Below are 19138 nucleotides of genomic sequence, written 5' to 3'. Positions count from 1 at the left end.
GGAGGTGGTGCCGATGAACCACAACACCGAACTCGGACGACGTGGCGAACAGCTCGCCGCCGAGCATCTCGAAGGCGCCGGCATGACGGTCGTCGACCGGAACTGGCGCTGTGCGCTCGGCGAAGTCGACCTGGTGGCCCGTGCGGGTGCGACCCTCGTGTTCGTCGAGGTGAAGACACGCTCGGGGGCCGGCTACGGCCACCCGTTCGAGTCGATCACGCCGCGCAAGCTCGCGCGACTCCGACGACTCGCGGCGGCCTGGTGCGACGAGACCGGCGCGCGCGCCGACCTCATCAGGATCGACGCCGTCTCGGTCCTCGCGCCGCCCTCCGGTGCGGTGGTCATCGAGCACCTCGAGGGGGTGTGCTGATGTCGGTCGCCCGGACGCGCTCCGTCGCCCTGCTCGGCCTCACGGGATCGATCGTCGAGGTCGAAGCCGACCTCTCCTCGCAACTGCCCGCCGTCGTCATCATCGGACTGCCCGATGCCGCACTCGGCGAGGCCCGCGACCGTGTCCGTTCGGCCGCCAGCAACGCCGGGTGCCCGCTGCCGACCCGACGACTCACGGTGAACCTCTCCCCTGCCGCCCTCCCGAAGCACGGGTCGGGGTTCGACCTCGCGATCGCGCTCGCCTGCCTCGGCGCCGCGGGCGAGGTGCCGACGGCGTCGATCGACCGGGTCGTGCATCTCGGCGAACTCGGGCTCGACGGGCGCCTCCGCCCGATCGACGGCGTCCTGCCGGCCGTGCTCGCGGCGGCGAGGGCGGGGCACGACCTCGTGATGGTGCCGACCGCCAACGCCGCCGAGGCGGCACTCGTCCCCGGGGTGCGCGTCGTCGGGGTCGCGTCGCTCCTGGAGGCGGCGATCTGGCACGGCGCTGCGTACCCTCCGCGCGAGGTGGCAGCGGTCGAGGCCCCCGCCGTCGACGACGTCCTCTGCGAGCTGCCCGGCGATCTCGCCGACGTCGCGGGCAACACGGACGCCGTCGATGCGATGCTCGTGGCCGCCGCAGGCGGACACCACCTCTCCCTCCTGGGGCCGCCCGGTGCCGGCAAGACGATGCTCGCGGCGCGGCTGCCCGGCCTGCTGCCCGATCTCGATGCCGATGCAGCGCTCGAGGTCGCGTCGATCCGATCGCTCGCCGGCCTCCGTCCCAACGGGTCGCTCTCGTTCCGTCCCCCGTTCGAGGCGCCGCACCACACCGCGACGGCGGCGGCGATCGTCGGTGGCGGCAGCCGGATGATCCGTCCGGGGGCCGCCGCCCGCGCGACCCACGGGGTGCTCTTCCTCGACGAGGCCCCGGAGTTCCCGAGGGCGGTGCTCGACGTGCTGCGGCAGCCCATCGAGTCGGGCACGATCTCGATCCATCGCGCGAACGCCGTCGCCACGTTCCCGGCGCGCTTCCAGCTCGTCCTCGCCTCCAACCCGTGCCCGTGCGGCAATGCGGGCACGAGCGACTGCACGTGCGCGCCGATCGTGCAGCGGCGCTATCTCGCTCGACTCTCGGGCCCGCTGCTCGACCGGATCGACCTCCAGTTGCGGGTACCTCGCATCACCGTGGCGGCGATGCGCCTGGCCGGCGACGGTTCGACCGTCTCGACCGCCGAAGCACGACATCGCGTCGGCGAGGCGAGGCTGGCGGCGGCCGAGCGCCTGCGCGGTACGCCGTGGCGCACCAACGCGGAGATGCCCGGTACCTGGCTGCGCGGCGCCGGCCGGCTGCATCCCGGCGGCGCAGCCACGAAGGGCATCGACCGGATGCTCGAGCTCGGTGCCATCACGATGCGCGGCTACGACCGAATCCTCAAGGTCGCGTGGACCCTCGCCGATCTCGCGGGGGCCGGATCGCCCGGAGCCGAGCACGTCGGCCGCGCGAGCTTCTTCAAGACGGGAGCAGAGGCATGAGCACCGACCCGTTCCGCCATGTCGACGCCGCCGTGTTCGACGCCGTCCGCGCACATGCCCGCACCGGCGACGAACGCCGCGCCGATGCCGAGGCCCGGGCACTGCTCGGGTTCCTGGCCGAACCCGGCGACGGGGTGCTCGGCAGGGCGGTCGCCGCTGCCGGCGCCCGCGCCGTCGCCGGCCTCGTCGCCGGCGGGGCACCCGCTTCGGAGCTCGCCGAGGTGCTGGGCCGCGACGGCGAGACGGCGACCCTGCAGTCGGCCGCGCAGGCGCTCGGGCGGTGGCGACCGCGCCTCGACGACGAGGCCTTCGCCCGCTCGCTCGTGCAGGCGGCGCGCGTCGGGGCGCGCCTGCTCGTACCGGGCGATCCCGAGTGGCCGTGGCGCGTCGACGATCTGGGCGCGGCCGCGCCGGTCTCGCTGTGGGTGCGAGGGCGCCCGGAGGCCCTCGCCGAGGGGCAGGCCACCATCTCGCTCGTGGGCGCCAGGGCGGCCACCGGCTATGGCCAGCACGTCACCGCCGAGGCCTCGGCCGGGCTCGTGGACCGCGGGTTCGCGATCGTCTCGGGCGGCGCATACGGCATCGACGGCACGGCGCACCGGGCCGCGCTCGCGAGCGGCGGGACGACGGTCGCGTTCCTCGCCGGCGGGATCGACCGCTACTACCCCAGCGGTCACGAGGCACTGCTCTCACGCATCGCCGAGACGGGCGCCGTCTATTCGGAGGTCGCGTGCGGCACCGCGCCGTCGAAGTGGCGGTTCCTCATGCGCAACCGACTCATCGCCGCGGCCGGCGATGCGACCGTCGTGCTCGAGGCCGGACTGCGGTCGGGCTCGCTCAACACCGCCACGCACGCCACCGAGCTCGGCCGACCGCTCGGGGCGGTGCCCGGGCCCGTCACGAGTCCTGCGTCAGCAGGCTGCCATCGGCTCTTCCGCGAACGCGACGCGATCTGCGTCGTCGACGCGGCCCAGATGGCCGAACTCGCCTCGGGCATCGGCGCCGCGATCGGCGGGGCTTCCCCGTCGGGCGGCCGAGTCTCGACGTCCGCACCCGTCGAGCCGAGCCACGACGGGCTCCGCGTGCTCGATGCGCTCAGCACGCGTGCGGCCCGCGGAGTCGACGACTTGGCCCGCCGAAGCGGTATGTCGCCGGGACATGTCATGTCCACGCTCGCCGAACTCGAGGTCGAGGGGCACGCCCGGCGCGACGCCGGAGGGCTCTGGACGCGACGGATCCGACGACGATGAGCCGTGAGTCAGAGGCCCCACCCTCTCGGAGCGGTGCCGGGGAGCGGGCCCCCGCGGGCTCACTCGTCGAGCGCGAGCTCCTTCGGAAGCTCGAACTCGCGGGTGGCGAGCTCCTCGACGTTGACGTCCTTGAAGGTGAGCACGCGCACGCTCTTCACGAAACGGTCGGCTCGGTAGACGTCCCACACCCAGACGTCCTTCATCGTGAGCTCGAAGTAGAAGTCGTGCTCGGTGTCGCGTCGAACGAGTTCGACCTCGTTCGCGAGGTAGAACCGTCGCTCGGTCTCGACCACGTACTTGAACTGCGCGACGATGTCGCGATACTCGCGGTACAGGGCCAGCTCGACCTCGCGGTCGTAGTCTTCGAACTCGTCTTCATCCATCGCGAATCATCCTACGCCGAGGTCGAACAACGCCGGCGCCTCGCGCTCGCGCTCGTGCAGCCAGGTCCGGCGGTGCAGGTCGCTCGGACCGTGCTCGTCGATCGCGGCGAAGTGCGCGCGGCTCGAGTAGCCCTTGTTCTCGTCCCACGAGTACAACGGGGTCTCGGTGTGCGCCAGGCGCATGCCGCCGTCGCGGTGCACCTTCGCGATGACCGACGCCGCAGCGACCGACGCGCAGTCGCGGTCGGCCTTGATGCGCGTGCGCACGCGGGCGCGGTACTCGATCGCCGGGCTCAGCCAGTCGTGGTTGCCGTCGAGGATGAGCGGCGCCCCACGGAGCTCGGGGGCGAGTTCTGCCGGCAGCGAGGCGAGTGCCCTGGCCCCCGCCAGACCCAGGCAGGCCATGATGCCGAGCGCGTCGATCTCGTTCGCCGACGCCTCGCCGACCGCAGCCGCCATGACCCATGCGGCAGCTCGGGGCGCCATCGCCTCGCGGCGGGGCTCGGTCATGAGCTTCGAGTCGCGCAGCCCCGTCGGCATGCGCCTGACCGTCTGGTCGATGACGACCAGTCCGACCGTGACCGGGCCGGCGAGCGCACCCCGGCCCACCTCGTCGCAGGCGAGCACGAACGGCGCCCCCTCGTCGAACAGCTCGCGCTCGAGCTTGAGGTTCGGGATCGCCTGCTTCGGCATCAGCCCGTACCCTCGTCGACGCCCTCGAACACGTCGGGGTAGTTGTCGAGCCACGACCAGTGCGAGAGCGGCCAGCTGACGACGAACGCGCGACCGACGACGTTCTCGATCGGGACGAAGCCCTTGAGCGGGGTGTCGGCGTTGTAGCGCGAGTCCTTCGAGTTGTTGCGGTTGTCGCCCATGACCCAGAGCGAGTCGTCGGGGACGACCTCGTCGAAGTCCACCTCCGAGGCCTTCGTGTCGCCCGGCGGCAGGAAGATGTACGGCTCGTCGAGCGGCACCCCGTTGACGCTCATCTGGCCGAGCGCGTTGCAGCACTCGACGTGATCGCCCGGCAGCCCGATGACGCGCTTCACGAGGTGGTCGTTCGAGTCGGGCGCACTCAGCCCGACGAACGCGAGGAACCAGTCGACGGCCGCGACGAGCGGCGGCTGGTTCGGCTCGGGCACCGACGTCAGCCAGCCCCCCGGATCCTTGAAGACGACCACGTCGCCGCGCGAGATCGGCGTGAGCTCCGGCACCAGCTGGTTCACGATGATGCGGTCGTCTTTCACGAGCGTCTCCTCCATCGACTGCGATGGGATGAAGAACGATCGGATGAGGAACGTCTTGATGAGGAACGAAACGAGCACCGCCACCACGAAGATGACGAGCAGGTCCCTCAGGAAGAGGAGGAAGCTGCGCTGCCGTCGTGCCGTTGCCGTACCCGCGCGATCTGCGCGCGTGGTGGTGTCTTCTTCTGTCATTTAACCGCCCGAGCTCCCCACCAGTCTATGGTGGGGAGCTCGGTCGGAAGTTCGCGGCAGGCCGCGATTCACGCGCGCCGGATCAGGCGTCGCGCTTCTCCTTGATCTTCGCCTTCTTGCCGCGCAGCTTGCGCAGGTAGTAGAGCTTCGCGCGACGCACGTCACCGCGGGTCACGACCTCGATGTGGTCGATGACCGGGGAGTGCACCGGGAACTTGCGCTCGACGCCGACCTGGAAGCTGACCTTGCGGACCGTGAAGGTCTCGCGCACGCCTTCGCCCGAGCGGCCGATGACGACGCCCTGGAAGACCTGGATGCGCGAGCGCGTGCCTTCGATGATGTTCACGTGCACCTTGACGGTGTCACCCGCCCGGAACTCCGGGATGTCGGAACGCAGGCTCGCCGCGTCGACATGGTCGAGGATGTGCATGATGATTCGCTCTCTGCGCCCGCCACCGGTCGAACGCGGATCTTGATGGGAAAGTGTCTGGTGCCGCCTCGCACGGTGACCGTGCGTCGCATGCTCCCCGGAGGCAGAGTCGTCGGCAGGATCGCTCCTGCAGCGGCACAATCCTCTATTGTGCCATGCCGACGGCCCGACAGCCAAAGCGACGAGACGGATGCCTCGACCGCGCCGCGACGGTGATCAGTCGCGCACCTCGTGGACGATGATGACATCGCCGTCGTCGTCGCCCCGCCCCGAGCCGGTCGACGGGAACGGCGGACGCCGCGCCGAGGCATCCCCCGCCGGTGCGCCGCCGCGCTGCTCGGCCGCGAGCCGCTCGAACTCGGCCATCGACGCGTTCATGCGCCTCGCGCCGTCGCGCACGAGCTCCCACAGGACCACCCAGAACGCGGCGATCGCACCGACCACCGCGAGGAGGCCGAACACGCCGCTGGAGGCGAGGTAGAACCCGGTGCCGATGATGGCGGCGTGCCAGGCGCCGAGCACGCCGACGTCGGTCCACGAGACCGCCCGCTCGCGGCGGACCGTCGGCCTCGCGTTCACGAGCAGGGCGACCACCCCGAGCGTGAGGAACGCGATCGGCACGACGATGACGAGCCCGAGCGTGCCCCAGCCGCCCGAGCCGAAGATCGCCCAGCCCACGAGCAACCACACCGGCAGCGCGACGATCGCGATGAACTGCCAGCGGTAGAAGAGGCGCCGGATGAGCATGTGCCAAGGCTAATCCCGACCGCCTGCGAGCGCGCCGGGTGTTCACTCAGGGCGGAGCCGACAGAATGGACTCGGAGAGGATGACCGTGATCGAACTGAGGACCCCCGCCGAGATCGAGGAGATGCGGCCCGCCGGCCGCTTCGTCGCGAGCGTCATCGAGGCGACGTCGAAGGCCGCGGCCGTCGGCGTCAACCTGCTCGAGCTCGACGCGCTCGCGCACGAGATGATCCGCAAGGCCGGAGCGGAGAGCTGCTACATCGACTACCACCCGTCGTTCGGCGCGAGTCCGTTCGGCAAGGTCATCTGCACCTCGGTGAACGACGCGGTGCTGCACGGGCTCCCCCGCGACTACAAGCTGCGCGACGGCGACCTGCTGAGCCTCGACTTCGCCGCCTCGGTGAACGGCTGGGTCGCCGACTCGGCGCGATCGATCGTCGTCGGCACCCCTCGCGACGAGGATCTGCGGCTCATCGACTCGACGGAGCGCGCGCTCGCCGCCGGCATCGCCGCCGCGCGTCCCGGCAACCGCATCGGCGACATCTCCCGGGCGATCGGCGACGTCGCGAAGGCGTCGGGCTACCGCGTCAACACCGACTTCGGGGGGCACGGCGTCGGCCGCACCATGCACGGCGACCCGCACATCCCGAACAGCGGGCGCCCGGGTCGCGGGCTTCCCCTCAAGCCCGGCCTCGTGATCGCGATCGAGCCGTGGTGGCTCGAGACGACCGACGAGATCTTCACCGATCCCGACGGCTGGACGCTCCGCAGTGCCGACGGCTCGCGCGGCGCGCACTCGGAGCACACGATCGCCGTCACCGACGGCGACCCGATCGTGCTCACGCAGCGCGGCTGAACCGACGGCGTACGGGTTCACACGTCGAGCTCGACCTCGATCATGCCTCCGACGATCCGGGTGCGGTAGGTGCGAAGCGCGAGCGAGCCGTCGGTGAAGCACTCCCCCGTGCCGAGGTCGTAGACCTCCTTGTGCAGCGGCGAGGCGATCGTCGGGCGCTCGCCCCGCGACCCCACGATGCCGCGCGCCATCACGGGTGCGCCCGTGTGCGGATCGTGGTGGTCGACGGCGTAGACCTCGCGATCGTCGAGCAGGACCAGGGCGATCTGGCGAGACCCGTGCAGTGCGACCTCGCCCCAGCCAGGCTCGAGGTCGTCGACGCCGCAGGTCCGCACCCAGGCGACCCTCGACTCGATCGTCGTCGACATGGCGGCTCCTCTCCTCGGCGGCGCTCGGGGCGCCGGCGCGTGCGTCCGACGCTAGCGGCCGCCTGTTTCGACGACCCTCCCGTCGCCGTTACACCCGCATGACGTCCGCCTCACACCCGGCGACCGGGCGCGTGCGGCGCCGGTGCGCCGAGGTTACCCCGCCGTAACAGCCCCGAAACCGCCCCCACCTACGCTCGCCTCATCCGAGCCCGGGGAGGCAGCATGACCGAGAACAGCCGTGCCGCGGTGCGCGACGTCGTCATCGTCGGCGGCGGGCCCGCGGCCCATCGCCTCGCCGACAGCCTGCACGCCCGCGACGCCGACCACGCGCTGCGCGTCACCGTCGTCGGCGAAGAACGCCATGCGCCGTACGACCGGGTCGCGCTCAGCACCCGGCTCGCGGATGCCGCGACGGACCTCACCCTCGAACCGAGCGCGATGTGGGATGACGGCCGCGTCGAGCTCGTCGTGGGCGACCGGGTCGTCGACGTCGACGCCTCGGCGCGCACCGCGACGACCTCGAGCGGCCTGGTCCTGCCGTGGGACGAGCTCGTGCTCGCGACGGGTTCGAGCGCACCGGTTCCCGACCTCCCCGGGGCCGAGCACGCCCGCGTGTACCGCACGATCGACGACGTCGACGCGCTCGTCGCCGAGACCGCGGCGATCGCCCGGGAGCGAGGCAGGCCCGCCCAGGTCGTCGTCGCAGGCGGCGGGCTGCTCGGCCTCGAGGCCGCGGGCGGGCTCGCCGGGCTCGGCGCGCACACGGCCGTCGTGCACTCGGGCGGCTGGCTCATGTCGGCCCAGCTCGACGAGGGCGCGGGACGCGCACTCGGCCGCATCATGGCGGGCCAGGGCATCGGCCTGCACCTCGGCACCCGCCCGGCGGCGGTCGTCGTCGAGCACGGTTCGGTGGTCGGCGTCGAGCTCGCGAACGGGCGTCGCATCGACTGCGACGTGATCGTCTTCGCGATCGGCATCACCCCGCGCGACGAGCTCGCCCGCGACCTCGGCCTCGAGCTCGGCCCGCGCGGCGGCGTCGCCGTCGACACCTCGTGCGCGACGTCCCTGCCGAACGTCTGGGCCATCGGCGAGGTGGCGAGCTTCGACGGGCGGTGCACGGGTCTCGTCGCCCCGGCGAACGCCATGGCGGAGGTCGTCGCCGACCGGCTGCTCGGCGGGACCGCGGAGTTCACGACGGTCGACGACGCGACCAAGCTCAAGCTCTCGGGCGTCGACGTCGCGAGCTTCGGCGACGCCCTCGCGCGAACCGAGCACGCACTCGAGATCGTCTACGCCGACCCCGCTCGCGGGCTGTACCAGAAGCTCGTCATGACCGACGACGCGAAGACGCTGCTCGGCGGCGTGTTCGTCGGCGACGCGGCTCCGTACTCCTCGCTCCGGCCGCTGCTCGGCACGGAGCTCTCGGCCGAACCCGCGGCCTACCTGTCGGCAGCCGGCGTCGAGCCGCCCGCCGGCGACGAGCTGCCGGACGGCGCGCTCGTCTGCGCCTGCAACAACGTCGCCGCGGGCACGATCCGCGGCGCGGTCGCCGGCGACGATCACGTGCCGGGCTGCACCGACCTCGGCGAGCTCAAGGCGTGCACCCGGGCCGGCACGCAGTGCGGCTCCTGCGTGCCGCTCGTGAAGAAGCTGCTCGAGTCGGAGCTCGTGAAGTCGGGCGTGACCCCGTCGCGCGCGCTGTGCGAGCACTTCGACCTGAGCCGGCAGGAGCTCTTCGAGTCGATCCGAGTGCTCGGGCTCACGTCGTTCGACGAGATCGTCGAGCGGCTCGGCACCGGCCGGGGGTGCGACGTCTGCAAACCGGTGATCGCGTCGATCCTCGCCACCCAGCACGGCTCGTACATCCTCGACGGCGGCCGCGGAGCACTGCAGGACACCAACGACCGGGCGATGGCGAACATGCAGAAGGACGGCACCTACTCGGTCGTCCCCCGCATCCCCGCCGGCGAGGTCACTCCTGAGAAGCTCGCGGTCATCGCCGAGGTGGCGATGGAGTTCGGCCTGTACACGAAGATCACCGGCGGTCAGCGCATCGACCTGTTCGGCGCACGGCTCGACCAGCTGCCCGACATCTGGCGCCGGCTCGTCGACGCCGGCTTCGAGTCGGGGCAGGCGTACGGCAAGGCACTGCGCAACGTGAAGAGCTGCGTCGGCTCGACCTGGTGCCGCTACGGCGTGCAGGATTCGGTGGCCATGGCGGTCCGCCTCGAACTGCGCTACCGCGGTCTCCGCTCCCCGCACAAGCTCAAGTTCGGCGTCTCGGGGTGCGCCCGCGAGTGCGCGGAGGCGCGCGGCAAGGACGTCGGCGTGATCGCGACCGACGCGGGCTGGAACCTCTACGTCGGCGGCAACGGCGGCTTCCAGCCGGCGCACGCGCAGCTGCTCGCGAGCGACCTCGACGACGAGACGCTCATCCGGTACATCGACCGGTACCTGATGTACTACATCCGCACCGCCGACCGCCTGCAGCGGACCGCCCGCTGGATGGAGGACCTCGAGGGCGGGATCGGCCACGTGCGCGAGGTCGTCGTCGACGACTCGCTCGGCCTCGCAGCAGAACTGGAAGCCGCGGTCGGCGCGCACGTCGAGCACTACGAGGACGAGTGGGCGGCGACCCTCGCCGACCCCGAGCGGCTCCGGCGCTTCCGCTCGTTCGTCAACGCCCCCGGCACCCCCGACCCGTCGATCGCCCGGGTACCGGAACGGGACCAGTTCCGCCCGGCGACCCCCGAGGAGCGCGCCGACGGGCGGGCGGTGCTCGTCTCGGGGGCGCGCATCCCAGTGCGGGAGGGCGCACGATGACCGGCCGGGTGACGCTCGTCGGCGGGGGCCCGGGCGCCGTCGACCTGCTGACGCTGCGCGCCGCGCGTGCGCTCGCCGACGCCGATGTCGTGCTCTACGACCGGCTGGCTCCGCACGACGAGCTCGCAGCTCTCGCGCCGGGGGCGCTGCTCGTCGATGTCGGGAAGCGCCCGGGCCACCACGCCGTGCCTCAGCACGAGATCGGGGCGATGCTCGTCGGCCACGCGGCATCCGGCGCCCACGTCGTCCGACTGAAGGGCGGCGATCCCTACGTGCTCGGCCGCGGCGGCGAGGAGGTGCTCGCCTGCCATGCCGCGGGCATCCCCGTCGACGTGGTGCCCGGAGTCACGAGTGCGATCTCGGTGCCGGCGGCCGCCGGCATCCCGCTCACGCACCGCGGGGTGAGCCACGCATTCACCGTCGTGTCGGGTCACGCCCCGCTCGCCGACGACGAGCTGCGCCACCTCGCCGGGCTCGGCGGCACGATCGTCGTCCTCATGGGCATCGGCACGCTGCCGTCGCTCGCGGCCGGCCTCGCGAGGCACGGACTCCCGGCACGGCATCCCGTCGCCGTCGTGGAACGCGGCTGCACCCCGGCGCAGCGGACGACGCTCGGCACGCTCGGCGACATCGTGCAGGCGGCGGCACGGGCCCGGGTCGCCTCACCCGCCGTCGTGGTCGTCGGCGAGGTCGTGCGCCTCGCGCACGACGGCGACGCGAGCGCCGCCGAGCTCATGGAGCGCGCCGCCCGCTGGTCGGTGGTCGCATGACGGATGCCTCGGACTGCGCGCCGGGCTTCCGGCCCGACCAGCTCGCCGGATTCCGGATCGGCGTGACGAGCGACCGCCGCGCGGGCGACCTGATCGACGCCCTCGCACGACGGGGCGCCCAGGTGCTGCACGCACCGACGCTGCGCATGGCGAACGCGGTCTCCGACGATCCCGTGATCGCCGACACCAGGGCGATCATCGCCGCACGCCCCGACGTGCTGCTCGCCACGACCGCGTACGGGGTGCGGCGCTGGTTCGAGGTCGCCGATGCCGCTGGGCTCGGCGAGGACCTCGTCGAGGCGCTCTCCGCGACCGACATCCTCGTGCGCGGGCCGAAGGCGCGCGGCGGCATCCGCGCCGCGGGCCTCGGCGACGTGGGGATGAGCGCCGAGGAGACGACCGAGTCGCTCGTCGACGAGGTGCTCGAACGCTATCCGCCGGGTCTCACCGTCGCGGTGCAGCTGCACGGCTTCCTGCAGCCGTTCCAGCTCGAACGGCTGCACGAGGCGCACGCCCGCGTGCTCACGGTCGAGCCGTACCGCTGGGTGGAGACCGACGCCGACGACGACCGCGTCGACCGGCTCATCGACGCGGCCTGCTCGGGCGGGCTCGACTGCATCACCTTCACGAGCGCGCCGGCGGTGCACGCGCTCTTCGGCGCCGCTGAGGCGCGCGGGCGGTACGACGAGCTCGTCGACGCGATGTGCGGTCCCGTCGTCGCCGCGGCCGTCGGTCCCGTGACCGCCGCCCCGCTCGAGGATGCCGGCATCACCCCGATCACGCCGGAGCGCTACCGGATGGGCGCACTCATCCGCCTCGTGTGCGAGCACCTCGAGCAGTCGCGCGTCATCCGCCTCGACACCCGGCACGGGCCGCTCGAGCTCCGCGGCTCGATGCTCGACATCCACGATCGACGAGTGCCGCTCGCCCCCGTCGCGCTCGCGCTGCTGCGCGCGCTCGTCCTCGCCCACGGCGCGGTCGTCGCACGTGACCGCCTGGCATCCGGCCTGCCCGGCACGACCGACCCGCACGCGCTCGAGGTCGCGCTCAGCCGCCTGCGCCGCACCATCGGCGTTCCCGGACTCATCACGACCGTCGTCAAGCGCGGCTACCGGATCGACGTCTGATGACCGCCCTCACACGTCGCCGCCGCGCGGGTGAGCAGGTGGAGACGCAGCGTTCACGACCGCAGCGACCGGTCGAAACACCCGCTCACTAGCGTCGACGTCACGAACCCCGACCGCGACCGCAACGGAGGCCCCGATGACCGACACCGTGAGCACCGAACCGCACTCGACCCAGAGCCCGACCGCTGCGCAGCCCGCACCGGACCTCGTCACCCGGCCCGGCCGGTGGATCGACGGCTGGGACCCCGAGGATGCGGTGCAGTGGGCGTCGCAGGGGCGCAGCATCGCCCGCCGCAACCTGCGCTGGTCGATCTTCGCCGAGTTCCTCGGCTTCGTGGTGTGGCAGCTCTGGTCGATCGTCGCGGTCGCGCTGCCGGATGCGGGGTTCGTGCTCTCGACGAGCGAGGTGTTCTGGCTCATCTCGATTCCGAGCCTCGTCGGCGCGACCCTGCGCATCCCCTACTCGTTCCTCGTGCCGAGGTTCGGCGGACGCAACTGGACGATCGTCTCGGCCGGGCTGCTCCTCGTGCCGACGATCGCGCTCGCCGTCTGCGTCGTGAACCCGGCGACGCCGTTCCCCGTGCTCCTCGCCGCCGCGGCGCTCGCCGGGTTCGGCGGCGGCAACTTCGCGAGCTCCATGGCGAACATCACGTACTTCTACCCGCAGCGCGAGAAGGGCTGGGCGCTCGGCCTCAACGCCGCGGGCGGCAACCTCGGCGCCGCGGTCGCGCAGTTCGCCGTGCCCGTCATCATCACGATCGGCGCCGGCGCGACCCTGCAACTGCCGCTCGCCGGCTGGATCTGGGTGCCGCTCATCGTCGTGGCGATGATCGGCGCCTGGCGCCGCATGGACAACCTCTCGAACGCGAAGGCCGACCTCGCCGGCTCGGCGGCCGCCCTCAAGGAGCCGCACCTCTGGTTGCTCTCTTCGCTCTACATCGGCACGTTCGGTTCGTTCATCGGCTTCGCGAGCGTGTTCCCGAAGCTCATCGCGGACCAGTTCCCCGCGTTCTCGACCTTCGCGGTCGGCGGCGCGTCGGTCTCCCTCGCCTTCCTCGGGGCGCTCGTGGGGTCGCTCGCCCGTCCCTTCGGCGGCCGGCTCGCCGACCGGTTCGGCGGGGCCCGCATCACGATGTGCGCCTTCGCGGCCATGGGTGCCATCACCCTCGTCGTCGTCGTGGTCGTGCCCGCGGCCGGCTTCTGGCCGTTCCTCGGGCTGTTCCTCCTGCTGTTCGCCGCGGCCGGCATCGGCAACGGCTCGACGTATCGCATGGTGCCGGTCGTCTTCGCGCTCCGCGCCTCCGGCGACGACGCCGCCCGTCGCCGGAAGGCGGCGGCGGCGCTCGGCCTCATCTCGGCGATCGGCGCGTACGGCGGCTTCCTCATCCCGCAGGCCCTGAACCTCTCGTTCCAGACGACGGGCGGCTACTCGGCGGCGTTCCTCGGATTCGTCGCCGCCTACGCCGGGCTCCTCCTCCTGACCGCCCTCGTCTACGTGCGTCCGCTTCGTTCGCACCGGGTGTGAGGAACCCGCGATGCCGACAGCCGCCGCCGACACCCACTGCCCGTACTGCGCGCTGCAGTGCGCCATGACCCTCACCGCGGCGGATGCCTCGCGGTCGGCCGCGCCCCCGACGACCGAGCCGATCGCGCCGGTCATCGTCGCCGGCCGCGAATTCCCGACGAACCGCGGTGGCCTGTGCAAGAAGGGCTGGACCTCGCCCGAGCTGCTCCGCTCGCCCTCGCGACTGCTCGCCCCGCTCGTGCGCGGCGCCGACGGCGGGCTCCACGAGGCGAGCTGGGAGGAGGCACTCGATCTCGTCGCGACACGGCTCCGAGGCATCCGCGATCGGTACGGGGCCGACGCCGTGGGCGTCTTCGGCGGCGGCGGGCTGACGAACGAGAAGGCGTACCAGCTCGGCAAGTTCGCGAGGCTCGCGCTCGGCACGAGCCGCATCGACTACAACGGCCGGTACTGCATGTCGTCGGCCGCCGCAGCGGGCAACCGCGCATTCGGCGTCGACCGCGGCCTGCCGTTCCCGCTCGAGGACCTCGACGCGGCCGACACCGTGCTGCTGCTCGGCACGAACGTCGCCGCGACGATGCCGCCGTTCATCGGACACCTGGCGGGTGCGCAGGCCGCCGGCGGGCTCGTCGTGGTCGATCCCCGGCGCACCGCGACCGCGCGGCTGACCGATGACGGCCGCGGGGCGCACCTGCAGCCGGCTCCGGGCACCGACCTCGTGCTGCTGCTCGGACTCGCGCACATCGTGATCGCCGAGGGGCTCGCCGACACCCGCTACCTCGAGCGGCGGACCGCGGGCTACGACGCCGTGCGCCGCAGCGTCGCGAGCTGGTGGCCCGCGCGCGTGCAATCGGTCACGGGGGTTCCCGCCGCGATGCTGCGCGATCTCGCCCGCCGGCTCGCCGCGGGCGGTCGCACGTTCATCCTCACCGGGCGAGGCGTCGAACAGCACGTCGACGGCACCGACACCGCGACCGCCGCGATCAACCTCGCCCTGCTGCTCGGGCTGCCGGGACGACCGGGCAGCGGCTACGGCACGCTCACCGGGCAGGGCAACGGCCAGGGCGGCCGCGAGCACGGCCAGAAGTGCGACCAGCTGCCCGGCTATCGCAAGATCACCGACCCTGCGGCGCGCGAGCATGTCGCGCGGGTGTGGGGCGTCGAGCCCGACGAGATCCCGGGCCCGGGCGTGCCGGCGGTCGAGCTGCTGCAGTCGCTCGGGCGGGCCGGCGGCGTCCGGGCCCTGCTCGTGCACGGCTCGAACCCCGTCGTCTCTTCGCCGAACGCCGCAGCCGTGCGCGACGGGCTCGCGGCGCTCGACCTCCTCGTCGTGTGCGACTTCGTCCCGTCCGAGACGGCCGCGCTCGCCGACGTCGTGCTGCCCGTGCTGCAGTGGGCCGAGGAGGAGGGCACGATGACCTCGCTCGAGGGCAGGGTGCTCCGCCGGAGGCGCGCCCTCGACCCGCCCCCGGGCGTGCGCGACGAGCTCTGGGTGCTTGCGGAGCTCGCCCGCCTGCTGGGCCGCCGCACCGGCTTCGCCACGGAGCCCGAGACCGTCTTCGACGAACTGCGGCGCGCATCCGAGGGCGGCATCGCCGACTACTCGGGCATCGACTACGCGAGCCTCGACCGGGGCGAGCCGGCGTACTGGCCCTACCCGCGCGGCGGCACATCGACACCGCGCCTGTTCACCGAGCGCTTCGCGCACCCCGACGGCCTCGCCCGCCTCGTCGCGGTCGCCCCCCGCGCGGGCGCCCGGCCGGTGCCGGCACCCGACGAGCTCACGCTCGTCACGGGTCGGCTGCTCGAGCACTACCAGAGCGGTGCGCAGACGCGCCGGGTTCCCGAGCTGCTCACCGCGCAGCCCGTCCTCGTCGCGTCGCTGCACCCGGCCACCGCCCTGCGGCTCGGCGTCGCCGACGGCGAGATCGTCGCCATCGAGAACTCCCGCGGCCGCGTCCGATGCCGCGCCGCGATCACCACCGACGTCCGCGTCGAGTGCGTGTTCCTGCCGTTCCACTTCGGCGACGACCAGGCCGCGAACCTGCTCACCTCCGACGCCGTCGACCCGATCTCCGCGATGCCGGAGTTCAAGACCAATCACGTGCGGGTCACCCGCGTCGCACCGCGCGTCGGCGCGACGACCGCGCGGGACGATCGCCTCGAAGAGCACGGAGCCGTCGCATGAGCCCACCTCACCGCATCGTCCTCATCGGATACGGCCCGGTCGGCGCCCGCTTCGTCGACGAACTGCTCCCCGCCGTCGCCGAGGGCGTGCTCGAGCTCACGGTCATCGGCGGCGAAGACGTCGAGGCGTACAACCGGGTGCTGGTCGCCGAGTACGCCGTCGGCGCCACCGAGCTCGGTGCGATGACCATCGGCGACCGCGACGCCGCCGAAGCCGCCGGCGCCCGCGTGCTGCTCGGGGTCTCCGCACGCGCGATCCACCGCGATGCGAGGACGGTCGAGCTCTCGACGGGCGAGTTCGTGCCGTACGACCGGCTCGTGCTGGCGACGGGCGCCCGGGCCAACGTGCCGACGCTCGACGGCGTCGACCGGCCGCGACGCGACCTCACGTCGCTCGAGCGGCACGGCGCCGCGCTCGTCGGTCGGGACGGCGACCTGCCGGCCGGCGTCACGACGCTCCGCGACCTCGACGACGCCGAACGGGTGCTCGCCACGGTACGTGAGCGCAAGCGGATCATCGTGCTCGGCGCCGGCGTGCTCGGACTCGAGCTCGCGCTCGCGGCCGCGCACGCCGGAGCCGAGGTCTGCGTCGTGCACCACGGCCAGCACCCGATGCCGCGCAACCTCGATCGCGGAGGCGGACTCGTGCTCCGGGCAGCTCTCCGCCGAAGCGGGATCGCGGTCGTCGCGAACTCCCGCGCCGAGGCGATCGGATTCCGCGGAGCGGACGACGAGCGCCGATTCGACCGGCTGATCACCGCCGACGGCAAGGAACTCCGCGGCGACCTCCTCGTGCTCTCGTGCGGTGTGAGCCCGCGCAACGAGCTCGCGACGCTCGCCGGCCTGCGCACCGCGGTCGGCATCGTCGTGCACCCGTCACTGCAGACGTGGACCGACCCGGCGATCCACGCGATCGGCGACTGCGCGCAGATCGCCGACTCGGCCGGGCACGGCTCCGACCGGATCGTCCCGGGCGCCCCCGCCGGCCTCATCGGCCCGGGATGGCGCCAGGCGGCCTGGCTCGCCGGTCGCTTCGTCGCGGCGGCGCGCTCGGCCCGATCGTCCGATCTGGCGCCGCTCGGGGCCGTCCCGGCCGCGCCGGGATCGCCGCCCATCGCCGCCGACGAGGCGCTCGCGCCGGAACGCGAACCCATCGTCATGCTGAAGGCCGAGCACCTCGACGTGGTCGCCGTGGGCGACGTGTCGGCCGACCCGTGGGACGACGACCGCGAACGCCCGCGTCGGCGGGTGGCCCAGTGGGCCGACCCGGAGCACGACCGATACGTCAAGATGGTCACCGAGGACGGCGTGCTCACGGCCTTCGCGAGCGTCGGGATGCCGCGCACCGCCGCCGAGCTCACGCTGCTGTTCGAACGACGGGCCGAGCTGCCCGCCGACCGCTCGCTGCTGCTGCGCCTCGACGGCCCCGACGACGACCCGAGCACCGGTTCGGCTGGGCTCGCCCCCGCCGCGACGGTGTGCTGGTGCAACGGGGTCACGGCCGGGCGCATCGCCGAGTCGGCCGCCTGCGGCAACGCCACCGTCGATGCAATCGGGCGCGACACCCGTGCCGGCACGGGCTGCGGTGGTTGTCGCGGCCGGATCGCGGAGCTGCTCGCCCGCGCGTTCGAGGCCGACGACGCACCGAGCCGGGCCGGCTGACGGCGGACCGTGCGGTCACCGGTGCGAGCGGCCCGGCCCACGCGCACCGTCGGCCCGAGCAGGTGCGGCGGAGCGCTGCCCGAGTCAGGCCCCGGGTAGGGTGTCGGGCCGGGTCTCGTCGAAGCGGGCGAGCACCAGGTCGACGAGTTCGGCCGGCGCCGACGCGTCGGGTGTGAGCAGCGCATCGGCGACGACGTCCGCGCCGGAGGTCAGGATCGCGTCGTAGAACTGCCCGGGCGCGAGCAGGTAGGGCCCGACGACCACGCGCCGGCCGCGGTGCAGCTCGCGGATCATCTCGATCGCGTCGCGCAGCCGCGGCAGCCCCGCGGCGATGAAACCGACCGTGACGGGCCGACCGAGTCGCAGCCCGAGCCGGCGGGCGGTCTCGAAGCACTCGCGCACCGCCCGCGGGTCGTTCGAGCCGGCGGCGGCGAGCACGACGACGTCGTCGTCGTCGAGCCCGGTCCGGTCGAGTCGCCTCGCGAGCACGTCGACGATGCGATCGTCGGGACCGAGCCCGGCGGCCAGCCCGGCGTGCGATCGCGAGTGGGCGATGCCGAGCTCGAGCCCCGTTCGCACGTGGAATCCGGCTGAGAGGACGAGCGGCACGATGACCGCGCCCTCATCGCGGTCGGCGACGAGCTCGATCGGCTCTCGAGCGCGGGCGTCGATGAAGGCGATCGACACGTCGAGTGCCGGGCGCGACGAGGCCACGGCGTCGACGAGCCGGATGATGGCCGCTCGGTTCGCCGACGTCGGCCGGCCGTGCGTCACCGCGACCAGTCGCAGGCTGCGGGTCGATGCCCGCATCGCGGGCGAACCCGCACTCGTGACGGCCATGTTCGAACCCCGCCTCCCGCGGGGATCAGGGCACCCGCGGCTTCGACGGTAGGAAGGCGGTGTTACGCGGACGCGTTCCGGGTGTTTCGAACGGGTGAAGAACGGCTCACGCGTCGCTGTCGGCGCCATCGCCTCCGGCGAGCAGCTCGGGTCGGACCCGGCGGGTGCGCTCGAGCTGCTGCTCGTGACGCCAGGCGGCGACCGCGCCGTGGTTGCCCGATCGCAGCACCGGCGGCACCTCGAGTCCTCGCCACTCGGCGGGCTTGGTGTAGCTCGGGTACTCGAGGAGCCCGTTCTCGTGCGACTCCTCGACGAGCGACTCGGGGTTGCCGACGACGCCGGGCACGAGACGGCCCGCCGCCTCGATCATCGCCATCACCGCGACCTCGCCGCCGTTGAGCACGTAGTCGCCGAGCGAGATGAGCCGCACCCGCATGCGCGTCGAATAGTGGTCGACGACGCGTTGGTCGATGCCCTCGTACCGCCCGCACGCGAAGACGACATGCGGCTCGGCCGCGAGCTCGCGAGCGAGCTGCTGCGTGAACGGCTCGCCCGCAGGCGACGGCACGACGAGCAGCGCATCGGACTCGCCCTCGCCGACGATCGCGTCGAGTGCCTCGCCCCACGGCTCGGGCTTCATGACCATGCCCGCGCCGCCGCCGTACGGCGTGTCGTCGACGGTGCGGTGCCGGTCGTGCGTGTGGTCTCGCAGGTCGTGCGCGGTGATCTCGAGCAGGCCCGACTCCCGCGCACGACCGAGCAGCGAGAGATCGAGCACCGAGAAGAACTCGGGGAAGATCGTGACGATGTCGACGCGCACGGGCCCGC

General features: G+C 72.9%; 18 protein-coding genes. 10 read left to right on the top strand and 8 right to left on the bottom strand.

Annotated features, from left to right (window positions below; genetic code table 11):
* Nucleotides 1–13: 13 nt before the first annotated feature.
* Genes PX701_RS15750 through dprA form a run of 3 tightly spaced genes read left to right on the top strand, consistent with a single transcriptional unit; the run spans nucleotide 14 to nucleotide 3155 of the window.
* Entirely contained in the window at nucleotides 14–370 is a 357-nt protein-coding gene (locus tag PX701_RS15750; RefSeq protein ID WP_275506854.1) for a YraN family protein, read from the top strand.
* Nucleotides 370–1905, top strand: a complete 1536-nt coding sequence (locus PX701_RS15745; protein ID WP_275506853.1) for a YifB family Mg chelatase-like AAA ATPase — start codon at nucleotides 370–372, stop codon at nucleotides 1903–1905. Before PX701_RS15750 ends, PX701_RS15745 begins: the two co-directional genes overlap by 1 nt.
* Nucleotides 1902–3155 carry a DNA-processing protein DprA gene (gene dprA, locus PX701_RS15740; RefSeq protein WP_275506852.1) on the top strand — a complete coding sequence of 418 codons (1254 nt, stop codon included), beginning with the start codon at nucleotides 1902–1904 and terminating at the stop codon, nucleotides 3153–3155. The genes PX701_RS15745 and dprA overlap by 4 nt, the downstream gene beginning before the upstream one ends.
* A 59-nt stretch (nucleotides 3156–3214) precedes the next feature.
* Here the strand turns inward: dprA and PX701_RS15735 are convergent, their stop codons facing one another.
* The 5 genes from PX701_RS15735 to PX701_RS15715 all read right to left on the bottom strand — a co-directional run bounded on the left by PX701_RS15735 (nucleotide 3215) and on the right by PX701_RS15715 (nucleotide 6154).
* Nucleotides 3215–3538: a DUF2469 family protein gene (locus tag PX701_RS15735; protein WP_231430767.1), complete on the bottom strand. Its 324-nt coding sequence runs from the start codon at nucleotides 3536–3538 to the stop codon at nucleotides 3215–3217.
* Between the two features lie 6 nt (nucleotides 3539–3544).
* Nucleotides 3545–4231 (bottom strand): ribonuclease HII, encoded by a 687-nt coding sequence (locus PX701_RS15730; protein WP_231430766.1) that lies wholly within the window; start codon nucleotides 4229–4231, stop codon nucleotides 3545–3547.
* On the bottom strand, nucleotides 4231–4977 hold the full coding sequence (gene lepB / locus PX701_RS15725) for a signal peptidase I (RefSeq protein WP_231430765.1): 747 nt from the start codon (nucleotides 4975–4977) through the stop codon (nucleotides 4231–4233). Before lepB ends, PX701_RS15730 begins: the two co-directional genes overlap by 1 nt.
* An 82-nt stretch (nucleotides 4978–5059) precedes the next feature.
* Nucleotides 5060–5407: a 50S ribosomal protein L19 gene (gene rplS, locus PX701_RS15720; RefSeq protein WP_231430764.1), complete on the bottom strand. Its 348-nt coding sequence runs from the start codon at nucleotides 5405–5407 to the stop codon at nucleotides 5060–5062.
* Between the two features lie 216 nt (nucleotides 5408–5623).
* Entirely contained in the window at nucleotides 5624–6154 is a 531-nt protein-coding gene (locus PX701_RS15715) for a hypothetical protein (protein ID WP_275506851.1), read from the bottom strand.
* 86 nt (nucleotides 6155–6240) lie between these two features.
* On the opposite strand from PX701_RS15715, the gene map reads away from it, so the two are divergent.
* Nucleotides 6241–7008 (top strand): type I methionyl aminopeptidase, encoded by a 768-nt coding sequence (gene map, locus PX701_RS15710; protein ID WP_231430762.1) that lies wholly within the window; start codon nucleotides 6241–6243, stop codon nucleotides 7006–7008.
* Nucleotides 7009–7025: 17 nt separating this feature from the next.
* On the opposite strand, the gene nirD is transcribed toward map, so the two are convergent.
* Nucleotides 7026–7376 carry a nitrite reductase small subunit NirD gene (nirD, locus tag PX701_RS15705; RefSeq protein WP_231430761.1) on the bottom strand — a complete coding sequence of 117 codons (351 nt, stop codon included), beginning with the start codon at nucleotides 7374–7376 and terminating at the stop codon, nucleotides 7026–7028.
* A gap of 222 nt (nucleotides 7377–7598) precedes the next feature.
* Here nirD and nirB point away from each other — a divergent pair, with 222 nt between their 5' ends.
* From nirB to PX701_RS15675, 6 genes are all read left to right on the top strand, one after another.
* The gene (gene nirB, locus PX701_RS15700) at nucleotides 7599–10199 is read left to right on the top strand and encodes a nitrite reductase large subunit NirB (RefSeq protein WP_231430760.1); all 2601 of its coding nucleotides are present in this window, start codon (nucleotides 7599–7601) and stop codon (nucleotides 10197–10199) included.
* Nucleotides 10196–10969 carry a uroporphyrinogen-III C-methyltransferase gene (gene cobA / locus PX701_RS15695; RefSeq protein ID WP_275506850.1) on the top strand — a complete coding sequence of 258 codons (774 nt, stop codon included), beginning with the start codon at nucleotides 10196–10198 and terminating at the stop codon, nucleotides 10967–10969. The genes nirB and cobA overlap by 4 nt, the downstream gene beginning before the upstream one ends.
* Nucleotides 10966–12096, top strand: a complete 1131-nt coding sequence (locus tag PX701_RS15690; protein WP_231430758.1) for a uroporphyrinogen-III synthase — start codon at nucleotides 10966–10968, stop codon at nucleotides 12094–12096. Before cobA ends, PX701_RS15690 begins: the two co-directional genes overlap by 4 nt.
* A 136-nt stretch (nucleotides 12097–12232) precedes the next feature.
* Nucleotides 12233–13621: an MFS transporter gene (locus PX701_RS15685; RefSeq protein WP_231430757.1), complete on the top strand. Its 1389-nt coding sequence runs from the start codon at nucleotides 12233–12235 to the stop codon at nucleotides 13619–13621.
* Between the two features lie 10 nt (nucleotides 13622–13631).
* Entirely contained in the window at nucleotides 13632–15809 is a 2178-nt protein-coding gene (locus PX701_RS15680) for a molybdopterin oxidoreductase family protein (RefSeq protein WP_231430756.1), read from the top strand.
* Nucleotides 15806–17470, top strand: a complete 1665-nt coding sequence (locus tag PX701_RS15675) for an FAD-dependent oxidoreductase (protein WP_275506849.1) — start codon at nucleotides 15806–15808, stop codon at nucleotides 17468–17470. Before PX701_RS15680 ends, PX701_RS15675 begins: the two co-directional genes overlap by 4 nt.
* An 84-nt stretch (nucleotides 17471–17554) precedes the next feature.
* On the opposite strand, the gene PX701_RS15670 is transcribed toward PX701_RS15675, so the two are convergent.
* Entirely contained in the window at nucleotides 17555–18310 is a 756-nt protein-coding gene (locus PX701_RS15670) for a sirohydrochlorin chelatase (protein ID WP_231430754.1), read from the bottom strand.
* Nucleotides 18311–18416: 106 nt separating this feature from the next.
* Nucleotides 18417–19130, bottom strand: a complete 714-nt coding sequence (gene trmD / locus PX701_RS15665) for a tRNA (guanosine(37)-N1)-methyltransferase TrmD (protein WP_231430753.1) — start codon at nucleotides 19128–19130, stop codon at nucleotides 18417–18419.
* Nucleotides 19131–19138 lie beyond the last annotated feature (8 nt).

Source organism: Agromyces chromiiresistens (assembly GCF_029167465.1).
Lineage (GTDB): Bacteria > Actinomycetota > Actinomycetes > Actinomycetales > Microbacteriaceae > Agromyces > Agromyces chromiiresistens.
Note: the sequence above shows the minus strand (reverse complement) of the source record. Positions and strands in the feature narration are given on the sequence as shown.